The organism is Oleiphilus messinensis, from assembly GCF_002162375.1.
In the GTDB taxonomy this organism is placed as follows: Bacteria; Pseudomonadota; Gammaproteobacteria; order Pseudomonadales; family Oleiphilaceae; genus Oleiphilus; species Oleiphilus messinensis.
This window is the reverse complement of sequence record NZ_CP021425.1, coordinates 2,475,834-2,489,745: the sequence shown is the minus strand read 5'-3', so window position 1 is coordinate 2,489,745 and position 13,912 is coordinate 2,475,834. Positions and strand designations below refer to the sequence as shown.

Annotated in this window: 11 protein-coding genes; 4 read left to right on the top strand and 7 right to left on the bottom strand. The window is 47.7% G+C overall.

The window, feature by feature from the left end; all coding sequences use genetic code 11:
* Positions 1-26: 26 nt before the first annotated feature.
* Complete coding sequence (locus OLMES_RS10910; protein ID WP_087461292.1) at positions 27-641, top strand: Maf family protein; 615 nt, start codon at positions 27-29, stop codon at positions 639-641.
* A 61-nt stretch (positions 642-702) separates the two neighbouring features.
* Here the strand turns inward: OLMES_RS10910 and OLMES_RS10905 are convergent, their stop codons facing one another.
* The 3 genes from OLMES_RS10905 to OLMES_RS10895 all read right to left on the bottom strand — a co-directional run bounded on the left by OLMES_RS10905 (position 703) and on the right by OLMES_RS10895 (position 3,952).
* Positions 703-1,806: a S49 family peptidase gene (locus OLMES_RS10905; RefSeq protein ID WP_087461291.1), complete on the bottom strand. Its 1,104-nt coding sequence runs from the start codon at positions 1,804-1,806 to the stop codon at positions 703-705.
* 132 nt (positions 1,807-1,938) lie between these two features.
* Positions 1,939-2,589 (bottom strand): HAD-IA family hydrolase, encoded by a 651-nt coding sequence (locus OLMES_RS10900; RefSeq protein ID WP_087461290.1) that lies wholly within the window; start codon positions 2,587-2,589, stop codon positions 1,939-1,941.
* The gene (locus tag OLMES_RS10895) at positions 2,579-3,952 is read right to left on the bottom strand and encodes an RluA family pseudouridine synthase (protein WP_232465317.1); all 1,374 of its coding nucleotides are present in this window, start codon (positions 3,950-3,952) and stop codon (positions 2,579-2,581) included. The genes OLMES_RS10900 and OLMES_RS10895 overlap by 11 nt, the downstream gene beginning before the upstream one ends.
* Positions 3,953-4,676: 724 nt before the next feature.
* Here OLMES_RS10895 and OLMES_RS10885 point away from each other — a divergent pair.
* Together OLMES_RS10885 and OLMES_RS10880 are read left to right on the top strand one after the other, a co-directional pair.
* Entirely contained in the window at positions 4,677-8,090 is a 3,414-nt protein-coding gene (locus tag OLMES_RS10885; protein WP_087461288.1) for an Rne/Rng family ribonuclease, read from the top strand.
* Positions 8,091-8,264: 174 nt separating this feature from the next.
* Positions 8,265-8,810 carry a YecA/YgfB family protein gene (locus tag OLMES_RS10880; protein WP_087461287.1) on the top strand — a complete coding sequence of 182 codons (546 nt, stop codon included), beginning with the start codon at positions 8,265-8,267 and terminating at the stop codon, positions 8,808-8,810.
* Between the two features lie 106 nt (positions 8,811-8,916).
* Here the strand turns inward: OLMES_RS10880 and OLMES_RS10875 are convergent, their stop codons facing one another.
* The 4 genes from OLMES_RS10875 to OLMES_RS10860 all read right to left on the bottom strand — a co-directional run bounded on the left by OLMES_RS10875 (position 8,917) and on the right by OLMES_RS10860 (position 13,185).
* Positions 8,917-10,590: an ATP-binding SpoIIE family protein phosphatase gene (locus tag OLMES_RS10875; protein ID WP_087461286.1), complete on the bottom strand. Its 1,674-nt coding sequence runs from the start codon at positions 10,588-10,590 to the stop codon at positions 8,917-8,919.
* Between the two features lie 11 nt (positions 10,591-10,601).
* Positions 10,602-10,898 carry an STAS domain-containing protein gene (locus tag OLMES_RS10870; protein WP_087461285.1) on the bottom strand — a complete coding sequence of 99 codons (297 nt, stop codon included), beginning with the start codon at positions 10,896-10,898 and terminating at the stop codon, positions 10,602-10,604.
* Positions 10,899-10,932: 34 nt separating this feature from the next.
* Positions 10,933-11,853: a methyl-accepting chemotaxis protein gene (locus OLMES_RS28830; protein WP_408635155.1), complete on the bottom strand. Its 921-nt coding sequence runs from the start codon at positions 11,851-11,853 to the stop codon at positions 10,933-10,935.
* Between the two features lie 504 nt (positions 11,854-12,357).
* Positions 12,358-13,185, bottom strand: a complete 828-nt coding sequence (locus tag OLMES_RS10860) for a PHP domain-containing protein (protein WP_198343300.1) — start codon at positions 13,183-13,185, stop codon at positions 12,358-12,360.
* A gap of 144 nt (positions 13,186-13,329) precedes the next feature.
* Here OLMES_RS10860 and OLMES_RS10855 point away from each other — a divergent pair, with 144 nt between their 5' ends.
* Positions 13,330-13,890 carry a septation protein A gene (locus tag OLMES_RS10855; protein WP_087461282.1) on the top strand — a complete coding sequence of 187 codons (561 nt, stop codon included), beginning with the start codon at positions 13,330-13,332 and terminating at the stop codon, positions 13,888-13,890.
* The last annotated feature ends 22 nt before the right edge of the window (positions 13,891-13,912 follow it).

Sequence of the window (13,912 nt, the reverse complement as noted above, 5' to 3'; positions counted from 1 at the left end):
AGAGAATCGCCTTACAGGACCTGAAAATGCCCCTCCAATTTGTACTCGCCTCTTCATCTGTATATCGACAAAAGCAATTACGCACCATCGGCCTACCGTTTTCAATAGACAAACCGGAAATAGATGAAACTCCATTCCCAGAAGAACCTGCAAAAGATCTCGCAGTAAGGCTCGCAGAAGCAAAATGCACAGTCGTCGCAGCGCGCCACCCAGAAGGCATTATTATTGCCTCAGATCAGGTAGCAGAGTCACCGGATGGCCAAATACTGGGAAAACCCGGAACACTGGAAAACGCTACCCGACAACTCAGGCACTTTAGCGGGAAAACCGTCAACTTCCACACAGCTTTATGCGTCAAGGACCAATCAAATAATCGCTCCAACTGCATTATTGAGACCTTTACCGTGCATTTCCGCCAACTCTCTACCAACCAGATTATCCAGTACCTTGAACTTGAAAAGCCATTTGACTGTGCCGGTTCGTTTAAAGCAGAAGGATTGGGGGTTCGGCTATTTTCTGCACTTCAAGGCAGAGATCATAACACCTTGATCGGGCTTCCAATAATGGCACTTATCGACACCCTGCTAAACTGGGGCATCGACCCGCTGGACTATGTGACCCCAAACCTCAAAAACCTCTAGGCAATGCGAGAGCCAAAGCTCTTCTTGCTACCACCAACTTGAGGCTCAGCTTGAAGAGAGCTTAACGCAACTCGAACTGCCCTTGAAACAGCAGCTGCACTGCTGTACTGCTAATCGAGGCGCCCAACGTTTTCGTAAAACGCTCAAATGGATCCGGCTTTGGCGTAAAGTCGACCACATCTTCATAGCCAATCAACTCGCGCGCAACATAACCGGGAGACCCCAAACCATCAATGAGCCCCAATTCCAACGCTTGCTCTCCACTCCAAACCAGCCCGGAAAACAACTTAGGATCATCAACCAACTTATCGCCCCGACCTTTTTTGACCTGCTCAATAAATTGGTTATGGGTGGTGCTTAAAACTGACTCCCAGAACTGTACTTCATCCTGTTTTTGCGGTGAAAATGGATCAAGAAAAGCCTTATGCTCCCCTGCCGTGTAGAGCCTGCGCTCAACACCCAGCTTCTCCATAACCTCAACAAACCCGAATCCTGAAGCAGTCACACCAACAGACCCAACGAGACTGGCTTTATCTGCATAGATATAATCCGCAGCCGCAGCAATATAGTAGGCCCCGGAAGCACCAAGATCGGAAATCACAGCATAAACAGGAACGTTTGGATGCAATGATTTAAGACGCTTGATCTCATCATAAACATAGCCAGCCTGCACCGGACTCCCTCCTGGACTATTAATCCGTAACACCACACCCCGCGTACCTTTACTGTCGAAAGCTCGACGCAACCCTGTCACCAGTGTGTCGGCACTCGCACCCTCGCCTTCAGCAATCACCCCGTGAACATCGACCAACGCTGTGTGCAATCCACTATTCGTGCTAGCCGTATCCTGGAGGTTACCAAAATAAACACCCAGAATTAAAAACAAATAGATAAATGTCAGTGATTTAAAAAATATCCCCCATCGACGTGATCGCCGCTGCTCCTGGGTGACGGAGGAAACCAGTTTTTCAATCAATTTCCACTCTTTACTCTTGTCCCCCGATTGATTCACCCCAACAGAACCCGGCCGTTCAACCTGATAACCATGGCGTTTGCCAACATCACCCACCTCGTTTCCAGCAGCCAGGCCAGCTGATTCACGCTCCCCCTGCCCCACAGGGGATTCCTTCCACTGGTCGTTTTCCCTATTTGAATTCTCGGTCATTAAAGTACACCCACTGTTTCCTGACTTATCTTTCTTAACCATATCATAGCTGGACAGATTGCTGTATGAACCAAATTTAATTTCCGCTCGAGAAGCGACAAAAAACCTTACCAGCCACCCGAAACGCCCCCCCTAATGTACCAGCAATGAATCTATCAGCTCACAAAACACTGAAAACGTGACCCGCGCACCACTCCCCAACAGCTGATCCGCACTATGCACGCCATACTCAACCCCGAACGCGGTCATCCCGATACGCCTGGCCATTTCCATATCATAGATCGTATCACCAACCATGACAGCATCCGAAACCGAGCATTGCGCGCCCGCAAGAATATTGTTAAGCATTAGGGGATCCGGTTTCGACGCCGTTTCATCCGCACACTGATGCCACGGAAAGTACCGCCTTAACCCGGTACTTTGCATGGCTTTGTCCAAACCATTCCGACTTTTACCAGTCGCAACAGCAAGCATATAGCCTCGCCGTTCAAGCGCGTTAAGCCCCTCAACCACCCCCTCAAAGAGGTGCTTTTCGGTTGTCGGTTGCGCAAAAAATGCGTCAGCATAGGCCGATCGATAATCATTCACTTGCGATGTACTCAAACCAGGGTACAGAGCATCAATCGCCTCCCGCATGCCCAAACCAATAATATGACTGTATTCCTGATCAGACAGCACTGGAAGCTGGAGACGCTCCGCTGCAGAGCGTAAGCTGCCTACAATTGTCTGCACCGAATCAACCAGCGTCCCATCCCAATCAAATATAATCAGCTTAATGGCCATGAGCACCACTACCAAATTGCGCTGTCACAACATTTTCAAACGGCTCATCGTAGGGTGCAGAGATCGCCAGTGAGGTTTTCCCAGGCATTCGCACTCTCAACTCATAGGCATGGAGCATAAGCCGCGGCGGCCGGGCAGTATAGGGGTCATCTGCATACTTCTCACTTACATACTTATCATCCCCTAAAATCGGACAACCGGCATGAGTACAATGGACTCGTATCTGATGCGTACGCCCCGTAATTGGTCTTGCCTCAACCAGGCTGTAGCGCTTGTTTGTGGACAACACGCGATAATGGGTTTCAGACGGCTTACCTTCCGCATTGACACGCACCACACGCTCACCGGACTTCAACTCATTCTTACGCAAAGGCGCTTCAACGATTCTTCTCGATGCAGCCCAGCGTCCAAATACCATCGCATGGTAAATTTTCTGCACACCATCACCCCGCAACTGCTCATGGAGCCAACGAAGCATCTTCCGGTTTTTTGCCACCATCAGACATCCAGAAGTATCCCGATCGAGCCTGTGCACCAACTCCAGCCCTTGAATATCGGGAAACAGCGCCCGTAACGCTTCAATGACACCAAAGCTCAGGCCGCTACCGCCATGCACAGCCAAACCCGATGGCTTGTTCAACACTAATAAATCCTGGCTCTCATAAATAATCGCGGCCTTGATACGATCAAGCACTGGCTTACCTGGTACTGCGGGTGCCAGTTTTTCTGCGACAGAGATGGGCGGAATACGAACCTGATCACCAGTTAACAGTTTTTGCTCAGGCTTGCAACGGGAACGATTAACTCGAACCTCTCCCTTCCGGATCATGCGGTAAATTCGGGTTTTGGGAACACCCTTGAGATAACCCAGCAAAAAATTATCCAGACGCTGACCATCCTGATTTTCAGTTGCCACAAAAATTTCCGCCGTTCTGGGCGCCTGGGATTGCTCAGCCTCATGCGCTTGATTCGGTCTCACACTCGAAAACGCGCTTGACTCCTGCTTTTGCTCTGTTTCAGCCGTCAGAGCGCTCCTGACCTGTACTTTCGAATGACCAATGGAATTTGGGGCATTCCGGCTATCTTTATTATTCCGACTATCTTTATTATTCCGGCTATTTTTGTTACTCCTGCGGACTTTATTGCCCCTACTCACCCTTTCGTCTCTACCGCCCCTCTCGCCTCTATTCCCCCTTTCCTCGCGATTAGCCTGATCATCACTAATATTTCTACGACCTGATCCAGCTCGACGCTGCTTGGGATGCTGAGAGCGATTGGCGCTTGCAGCTTGCGCACCTTCTGTCTTCGCCCCCTGGCCGGGGCGTCCGGACCGAACACCGGGATTCTTTTTACGTTTAGTCAATCAAAAAACCTACTTTCATGGAAAAACCTTGTACACATCCAGCTGATTCTTGCGTGCCAGATATAACAGCGACCAACTCATATCAGCACGAATATTTGAACAACACACCCAATTAATCGCGCAGAAAAGCACCAACATGCTCATCCAATAGAAATCTTTTACGTAAGCGTAAATTGATGCTATAAAAAAATACTGTTATATTCGCACACAGCGGTACTTCGCCCTGATTCTAGCAAAAAGCCTCGTGAATAAATACCGAGGTCACGCTAATCGTCGGCGGAAGATGAATATTGTTTCATTATGCGCGAGATACACGCAGGAAAAGCTGGTCAAGCAACGAGCGTTTCCGACAAACTAACAGGCCTTCCCACCTTTGGGAAGATAACAATAAACCGCGTATTTGAAAAAGACGACACAGAATTATTTCACCTGGTTGCGCTTCGGGGCTGTCTGATTATTGCGACATAAGACCCGGAAAGCCTGACCAAACATGGCTCATGTGCACACTGCTTGCACCAACAATGAGTGCTTACTTTGCCCCGCCTTACAAAGCCGGGGAAACACGAGGCTGGGATAGCTAACGAACACTGCGGACGCTATCGAGAAACATCAGTGAACGTGGTGCTGGGTACCGACACACCAGCATACCACCGCGACGCCATAGTGGGTGACTTAGACACTGTTACGTCTTTTTTTGTACGCTATATTCGGAAAAAGACAATACATGAAAAGAATGTTGATCAACGCAACTCATGAAGAAGAGCTGCGCGTCGCATTAGTAGATGGACAAAAACTGTACGACCTGGACATCGAATCAGGCACCAGTCAAACCAAAAAAGCGAACATTTACAAAGGCAAAATTACACGAATCGAACCCAGCCTTGAAGCCGCTTTCGTTGACTATGGCGCGGAACGTCACGGCTTCCTTCCTCTGAAAGAAATTTCCAAAGAATATTTCACTACTCCACCTTCGCAAATCAACGGCAAAATCAACATCAAAGATGTCGTAACCGAAGGCCAGGAAATCATCATTCAGGTCGACAAAGAAGAGCGCGGCAACAAAGGAGCCGCACTTACAACCTTTATCAGCCTTGCTGGCCGGTACCTGGTACTGATGCCAAATAACCCTCGAGCAGGCGGCATTTCCAGAAGAATTGAAGGTGAAGACCGCACGCAATTAAAAGAGGCAATGTCCGGCTTGAAAACGCCTAAAAACATGGGCGTGATCGTACGAACTGCAGGTGTGGGCAGATCCACGGAAGAACTGCAATGGGATCTTGACTACCTGAAACAGTTTTGGGATTCCATCACCCACGCATCCGGAAGTCGCGCAGCACCATTCCTGATCTACCAGGAAAGCAATGTTATCATTCGCGCTGTCAGAGACTATTTGCGCCAGGACATTGGTGAAGTCCTGGTCGACAATCCGGAAATATTCGAAGATGTGCTCAACTTCGTACAATCCGTGATGCCATCCTACGAAAATAAAATCAAACTGTATCAGGATGAAATTCCGCTGTTCAGCCGTTATCAGATTGAAGCGCAAATCGAGACCGCTTTTCAACGAGAAGTTAAGCTGCCTTCCGGTGGCTCAATCGTTATCGACCCGACGGAAGCATTGGTTTCCATCGATATTAACTCTGCCAGAGCAACCAAGGGCGGAGACATCGAAGAAACCGCACTACAAACCAACATTGAAGCGGCAGAAGAAATTGCCCGACAATTACGCTTGAGAGATATTGGTGGACTGATTGTCATCGACTTCATCGATATGACCCCAGCCAAAAACCAGCGCGAAGTTGAAAATCGCATGCGTCAGGCGCTGGAATTAGACCGAGCAAGGGTACAGGTTGGCAAAATATCACGCTTCGGATTACTGGAAATGTCTCGCCAGAGACTTCGCCCTTCACTCGAAGAAACCCGAAATGAAATTTGCCCACGATGCTCTGGTCAAGGAACCATTCGCAGCATCGAATCTCTTGCACTTTCAATCATGCGATTAATCTATGAAGAGGCATCCAAGGAAAAAACAGGCCAGGTTCGAGCAATCGTTCCAGTTACCGTAGCAACATTCCTTTTGAATGAAAAACGATCCCTGGTCAGCGAAATCGAGACAAAACAAGGCGTTTCGGTCCTTATCATACCTTCCTCCCTGCTGGAAACACCTCAATACGAAGTTGTACGTATCCGGGAAGATGAAAGTGGCACCGATACAGATGTAAGCTATTCAATTAAACCTTCTGAGGGCGAAACCGATACATCCGTTTCTGACCGCCAGAAAGATCGGGTTCGGGAAGAAGCCGCAGTTAAAACGCTGACACCACTGGCTCCAGCCCCTACGACAACCGAAAGCACAGGTTTCCTGAAAAAAATATCAGCAAAATTGAAGTCAATTTTCAGTGACGGCACCACCGAGCCGCAAACAAATGAACCTGCTCGTCCGCCTACCACCAGCACCCCAAGTAGTGAGTCCCAGGCACGCTCACATAGCCGCCGTCAGGACACGGATCGACGTAAAGACAAGTCAACCCCGACCCAACAAGAGCGTGGACAACGCAAAGCTCCTCAAGCCAAGCAACGTCGCACTCAGGAAAATAAACCTAAGCAAGGTGCCGATAACCAACAGGGCCGCAGCGCACAAAATAAGCGTCAAGACTCAAATAAACCTCAACAAAACCGCAATAGTCAGCAATTGAGCTCTGATTTTTCAGACGATAGTAAACGGCCCCGTCGTGACCGCCAAAAAGGAGCACCGGACAAGCCCGAAGCACCACGCTCGCGCGCAAAACAAAGCAGTGCCGCCGATATACCGGAACAAGATAAACAGGCACAACAAACTGCTAAAGATACCGCGCCCACCACTCAAGAGCAGAAAACCGCTTCTGATGACAACAAAGGCCGCAAACCACGCTCAACGCGCAACAACAGATCCAACCGTGAACGCAACTCGGACAAGGGCGCCAACAGCAAATCACACAACAGCTCCAGAGAAAAAGACGGCGCCACGACAGACACAAGCGCGACAGACACTCAAGCTACCGAGCAGGCACAAAACAAACCATCACGCTCGCCCAGTCGTTCTCCAGCTGGCAAAGAGCCATCAGCAAGTAAAGAGCCATCAGCGGGTAGAGAGTCATCGACGGGCAAAGAGCCGCCAGCAAATCAAGGATCAGCCAGCGACAAAGAGCCTTCGACGAATAAAGAGCCTTCAGCAAATCGAGAGCCCTCAGCGAATAAAGAGCCCTCAGCGAATAAAGAGCCCTCAGCAAATCGAGAGCCTTCAGCAAATCGGGAGCCTTCAGCAAATCGGGAGCCCTCAGCAAATAAAGAGCCCTCAGCAAATCGAGAGCCTTCAGCGAATAAAGAGCCCTCACCGACCACAGAACCGTCGACCGCAAGTGAAGACTCAGCAACCAAAGCACCAACAGCAGATCAAACCTCTGCCAGTGCGTTGACACCCTCGATTCATGAAGATGAAACACTCATAAACCCTTGGAACGCAGCGAAAATTGCCGAACAAAAAGCGGCAGCCCAACAAAAACTGGAAGCCGCATTTACCGAGACTCCGGAGCCCCAGGCAAGCGAAGAAACCGATGCAAATCCTTGGGCAAAAAGTGCGGAATCAGAAACGAGCAATACCGCTCCGCCATCTACTGAGACAAAAGAACAAACTGCCTCTAACAAGTCTGACGACAAGAAAAAACAAGTCGCAGAAGAGTCTGTTGCCGAAAGCACTCAGGATAATGCACAAGTTCAACACCCTGAAACCGAAGCTTCCAACACAACCGAAACCAAGTTAAATGATACAACTGCTGATGCGCCAAAAATCGAAACACCAACAACCGAGGATTCCGCTGAAAGTGAGGCCAAACCCAAACGGCCCCGACGCAGAGGTACACCCGGAAAATCACGTGCGCACAACGATCCAAGGCTAGCAAGAAAAAAAGCGGCAGAAGAAGCGAAACAGGCAGAAGGCTCTGCTGAAGCAGCACAAAGCACCGCTGATGCAACAGCATCCACAACTAAAAGTGCCTCTCAGGAGGAAAAAACACCAGAAGCCCAGCCGACGGAATCGACTGCTGGCGAGAGCACGCCTGATCAAAGTGAGATAACAGCGCCCAAGGCAGCCTCAGAATAACGCTTACATCATTCACAAACACGATATAACCGGAATGTGCATTCGCCATTCCGGTTATGATCGCCCCCTCCACGACCGCCTGACGAGCTCACGACAATCGCACTGGCAAGCTGTTCACGATCACAATAACCACCTAAACTAGACTCTATCGCTCAAACTGAATCGGACTTTTAAATGCTCAACGAAATTGAACTCAACGAATTGGATGATTTTCTATTTTCAGAGGAAGTGAGTGACGTCACTCTTGATTATTTCGGATTGCACGGTCTACTCTGCGCACTGGTGGCAGGACCGGTTAACCCAAAACTCACGGATGTCACACACTTGATATTTGGCGAGTTCGAGGAAGGCCAGACAGCCCATACACCTATCCCCGAACGTGTCCTTCAACTGATGCAGAAGCTTTACCAGAGCATTGCTGCAGAATTGCAAAATGAAAATGCAGTGGAACTACCAGTCGATGATGAAGAATCTTTTGAGCTCAGCATCAGACATTGGTGTGCAGGCTTCATTGAAGGCTTTCTCGCATATGAGGAAAAGTGGATTGAAGCTGATGAATCAAAAATCGCCGATTTATTACTGCCAATTATGGTTCTCTCAGAGCTTTTCGAAGACGAAGAGTTCGATGACATTCGTCGCAATGAAGACTTGGTTGACCAGTTCACCGAAAATTTGCCCGATGCCGTTACTGACATTTACTTGCATTTTCATGGCAAGTGATTGTTAAGCACGAGCAAGAAGCTAGAAGAGCAACATAAACAAGCCCTAGAAAATTGTAGATACTACTGCAGATTCGAGTTCTGATCACAGGCGGAATGCAAAGTATCTACAACTTACTCTCTGCACTGTAGACCACTCGAACCATTCGCCCCTCATCACACAACTCTACAGACTTACATAACGAACGAATTAACATTAACCCGCGGCCATGATTCATCTCTTCAGATTCACCGTGTTTGATATCAGCAATTTCGTAACCTGAACCTGAGTCTTGCACCTCTATCGAGATCTCATCTCCATTTTCTTGTGGCTGATAGTGCAATCGTATAGCGATCCGCCCTTGATCAAGTGCACTAAGCCGCTCCCCTCTCAACTGATAGTAAAGCTCAAAGCCATCGTCCTGCATTTTTATATCTGAATTGAGAGACAACATTCCATGCTCGAGTGAGTTTGAATATAACTCTTTGATGATTGTGTGCAAAACATCGCGGTGCTCGATCAAAGGTGAGTATTTCGGGAGCATACTCACAAGCTGTTCGACAGGGTCAGCAATACTTTTGAACTCCTGAGGTGTCAGTTCAACTGTCAACGACCAGGGTATTGGCGGACGATTGGTCACCTGGGCCGCCGCAGCCGAAGCAGGTAGTTTCTGGGCAGTAAGCTCAATCAAAGAAATATCATCATCCTGCTCTTTGCCTTTTTTGAAACGATGAAAATCATCTAGAACAGCGCCGAGTATATCTTCTTTTCCGCGATTAATGATTTCGAGCAAGCGTTCAACGCCATACATATCTCCCACTTCGTTTAAGCTTTCGATAATGCCATCGGTATAAAGTATGACTCGATCTCCCTCTTTAAGGGAAACGATCTCCACATCACTTTCAAATTCATGGGGTTCTAGCACACCTAACGGCATATGCTTTGACTCGATATGTTTCACGACGCCCTGCCCAGGCCGCATAACATAACAGTCTGGCAACCCACCACTCCAGACAATTAATTGACTACCAGCATGATTTAACTCGAAAAATGTCAATGCGCAGAACATGTGATCCGGCAGAAACCGACTGAGTGTAGAATTAAGCGCAGCAACAATTTCACTCGCTGGAAAGTTTTTTTGGGTCATGGCAAAAAACGTCTGAGATACCGGAATAGCGCCAATCGATGCAGCCAAACCATGTCCGGTAAAGTCACCCAATAGCCCGTATACCCCCCCGGAAGGCTTGGCTGTCACCAAAAACAGATCACCATTGAATTTTGACATTGGCGACATGTAGTGCCGGATATTCGGTGCATCATAGAAGTTCTCTCGCATCGCGTTAGAGAGCACGTGCTCACCCATTTCGTGTTCACGCTGAATACGATTGTGCAGGTAAACCAGTTCCTGGTTCTTTTTCCGCACCTGCTCATTTAATTCCTGAGTTCGAGTGTGCGCTTTTATCTTTGCCTGAAGAACCACTTCATCTATCGGCTTGGATAAAAAGTCATCGCCACCCGCCTCTAAACATTTAATTAACGCATCATCATCTGTCATTGCGGTCAGGAAAATAATGGGGATGTATTGATCCCCTGCGTGGCTCTTGATGATGCGAGCGGCTTCGTACCCGTCCATTACGGGCATCATGACATCAAGCAGCACCAGATCCGGCTTGGTCTCAATAAACTTATCCACCGCTTCCTGACCATTTTCCGCTTCAGTGGACTCATGACCATAATCTTCCAGAATCCAGGTTAACAGCTCCCGGTTAGCACGCTGATCGTCAACAACAAGCACCTTCATAACGGAAAAACTCAATCAAACGTGAATTTTTTGTCAAATCGGGAAATCATAAAAATCTTTTTGATCCCGGGTTTACAATTCCGGATATGAATAGATACCCCGTCTCCCACTGTTTTTTTCATATTCAGCAGCATCCCAAGGGCAGAACTGTCGATATGATCAACCTGCGACATGTCCATTACATACTTTTTGTATTTGTTCGATTGATCATAACAACTGCGAAACTCCTGAACGCTGTTAAAATCAAACAACCCGCTTATGGATATGTGCAGCTCTCCAGTGGATACTTCCCGTTTGCTAATAGCCATTGTGCCTCCTTTATGAAAAGCATTATTTCAACCGCTAAAAAAGCGATATTTCACCTGCTGATTCTTCTTCCTCAGGTGTTTTACTACTTGAATTCGCAGAAACATTTTTTTCCTCTGTTGCCAGGCGAAGCAGCGCTGCATTCATTGCTTCTAAGCGATCAACCAATGGCAGGGAATGATCAGGCCACTGAACGGCCGCAGGCTTAAGCCTCGTTTGCAGCTGAGCCGCCAACTGCTCGACGATGTCTGCGAATTGCAGGGAAATAACCGCATTTGAAACATCCGAGTTAACCCGATCCGTGATATCAGACAAGTCATTAACTGACTCCTCAATAAAATGATTCACTTCCTCAAGTTCTCCGAGCATGCTGTCTACATGACTTTTGGCGTTAATAGCCATATTCATATCAAGGGATGCCATTTCACCAACAATTGATTTAACCCCCGAAATGGCAGACTTCGCCTCCTGGGCACGCTCTATGATCTGATCATTAAGGTCGTTACTGTTTTGCGAAAGCTTGCGAACCTCATCTGCCACCACTGCAAACCCCCGTCCGCTTTCACCTGCGCGAGCGGCTTCGATCGCAGCATTCAACGCGAGCAGATTCGTTTGATCCGCGATCGTTCGGATTTCACCCAACAAGCTGAACATCCGGTCAAAATGGGTCACCATATCCTGAATCTGATGAACTGTTTCAATACTTTTTTCACTCACACTGATCAATAGTTCAACGTAGCGATCAATAATCTCACCCAACTCACTCGCAAACTCCCGGACTGTTAACGTCTTGTCTTCAATCCCCTTGTCTGCCTCTCCTTGGATGCGGCGCACTACCGACAACAACAAATCCCGTTGGTGGCTGGATTTATCAGACAGTCCGGTAAAGCTATCACTTAACTTACCGATATTTTGCGATACCAGATTACGCAGTTTTACCACATCATTGTTGAGCATGGCTTTGTCACTATTTGCATAATCCTCGATAATCGACTCCAACTTATCGAGCTTTACCTTCATCAAATCTGTCTCATTGGCTTGCGCTCTCAACGTTTCAGCATTTTTGTGATCGACGCAAACCCTCCACCCCCAGAACAGAGACGTAAAAACGAGCGTAGAGAGCGTGATCCAGACAGGAATTGAATTAACGATTTCGATGAAGACAACAAGGGTTAAAATAATCGCAGGCGCGAGCTTTTTAACGAGACTTTCAGACATTTAAAGGCCTTTTAGTTCAGATCTTAAGAAATACCGTATCCTTAAGATCACCTCAATTAGGGATGTCGGTTGAAAAACTCAGAACAGTTAAACCAATATTGAGTACCGTAAGCAGACACACAAAGAATGTCTCAACCTGAATCAAAGTTTAGACATGAAGGACGTAAAGTTCCAAAAAAATTAATACTTTGGGTCTCCGACCGTTATGTTGTGGGTGACACCCAGCTCGAATCTGATGCTGATTTAAAATAGCGACCAAACTGGCTCCACACTGCCAGGAAGCTGTAACGACCTCCCAAGCTCACACCACGGGCGACCTGGCGAATGAAAATCACTTCCAACAGACCCCACTAACCCGTATCGTTGACACAGATCCGCAAGCAAGCCCACCTCCCCCTGCTTTTGACCCGCAGTAGTTACTTCAAGCCCATGACCGCGTAATTGCTTGAAAGCATCAATAAACCCGCGCAGCTTCGTTAACGTAATACCATATTTCCGCGGGTGAGCAAGCACAGTAACCGCACCCGCTTCTGAAAGCCAGGTCATCGTCTCTTCCAAATTTGGCCATGCCACTTTAATATCACCAGGCTTACCAATACCGAGATACTTCGAAAATGCCTCTTGCTCGGTCTTAACATAACCCAGTGACACCATGGCACGAGCAAAATGGGGCCTCCCTGGTGGCTTTTCGCCACACAGACCGGTAACGGAATCGGCAAGCCCATGGAAATTGAATTTTTGCTGCAGCTTCTCAGCAATCGCTTCCCCCCTCTGAAACCTGATTCGCGTTTGATACTTTACTGCGTCCTGAATTGCAGGATGTTCTGGGTCAAAATTATAAGCCAGGATATGAAACACCATTTTGTTCCACAAACACGTAAATTCAATTCCAGATACCAACCGTATTTTATGCCTTCTGGCAGCCAATGAGGCTTCCCCGAGCCCGGAAATCGTGTCATGATCTGTCACCGAGAAAAGCTCGACTCCTTGAGCTTTTGCTCTCTCTACGAGTTGTGAAGGTGTAAGCACACCGTCAGACGCCGTGCTATGAGAATGTAAGTCAACGATCAATTGTGAAAAGACCCCGGTCGAAGTTTGCTGAATAATCAGGTTATAATACCAGACATGAATGTGATTACCCCAAACATTATCAGATCCTGAAAATCCAGCACCCTAACAAAAGCACCCTGTGACAAAACGGATACCAGCACAAAAATGAAGGCATTTACCGACTTTTTTCCACTTATACTTTTTTTTATTGCCTACCAGTACACGAAAGACATCATCACTGCCACGGGCGTGCTCGTCATTGCATCAGCAATTCAAGTCAGCTACTTGTGGATCCGCTTCCGAAAAGTAGAAAAAATGCACATAATCACATTAGTTCTTGTCCTATTTTTTGGAGGATTGACGATAGCGCTGCAGGATGAAACTTTTATCAAGTGGAAACCAACCGCTGTTAGCTGGATTTTTGCTGTAGCTCTGATTTTCAGCCAGCTCTTTACCCGCAAGAACCTGGTACAAAGAATGATGGAGGACAACCTTGAACTTCCCGCAAATATCTGGACTAACATCAATGGGCTGGCTTCCGCATTTTTCTTCGTTTGCGGCGTCTTAAACATTTGGATAGCCTATACTTTCAGCCAGGAGTTTTGGGTTAATTTCAAAGTTTTCGGTTTTATCGGACTTAACATACTCTTCGTGATCGGTATCGGACTGTACATTTCACCTTACATATCAGAAAAAGATGCGTCCGTCTCAAAAGACGAAGGATGAAGCCACGAACAAGTAGAGTCAC

What these genes read in the sequence shown, in the direction of transcription:
- OLMES_RS10910 (WP_087461292.1), top strand. Translation starts at nt 27, where the DNA reads ATGCCCCTCCAATTTGTACTCGCCTCTTCATCTGTATATCGACAAAAG.
- OLMES_RS10905 (WP_087461291.1), bottom strand. Translation starts at nt 1,806, where the DNA reads ATGACCGAGAATTCAAATAGGGAAAACGACCAGTGGAAGGAATCCCCT.
- OLMES_RS10900 (WP_087461290.1), bottom strand. Translation starts at nt 2,589, where the DNA reads ATGGCCATTAAGCTGATTATATTTGATTGGGATGGGACGCTGGTTGAT.
- OLMES_RS10885 (WP_087461288.1), top strand. Translation starts at nt 4,677, where the DNA reads ATGAAAAGAATGTTGATCAACGCAACTCATGAAGAAGAGCTGCGCGTC.
- OLMES_RS10880 (WP_087461287.1), top strand. Translation starts at nt 8,265, where the DNA reads ATGCTCAACGAAATTGAACTCAACGAATTGGATGATTTTCTATTTTCA.
- OLMES_RS10875 (WP_087461286.1), bottom strand. Translation starts at nt 10,590, where the DNA reads ATGAAGGTGCTTGTTGTTGACGATCAGCGTGCTAACCGGGAGCTGTTA.
- OLMES_RS10870 (WP_087461285.1), bottom strand. Translation starts at nt 10,898, where the DNA reads ATGGCTATTAGCAAACGGGAAGTATCCACTGGAGAGCTGCACATATCC.
- OLMES_RS28830 (WP_408635155.1), bottom strand. Translation starts at nt 11,853, where the DNA reads ATGCTCAACAATGATGTGGTAAAACTGCGTAATCTGGTATCGCAAAAT.
- OLMES_RS10855 (WP_087461282.1), top strand. Translation starts at nt 13,330, where the DNA reads ATGAAGGCATTTACCGACTTTTTTCCACTTATACTTTTTTTTATTGCC.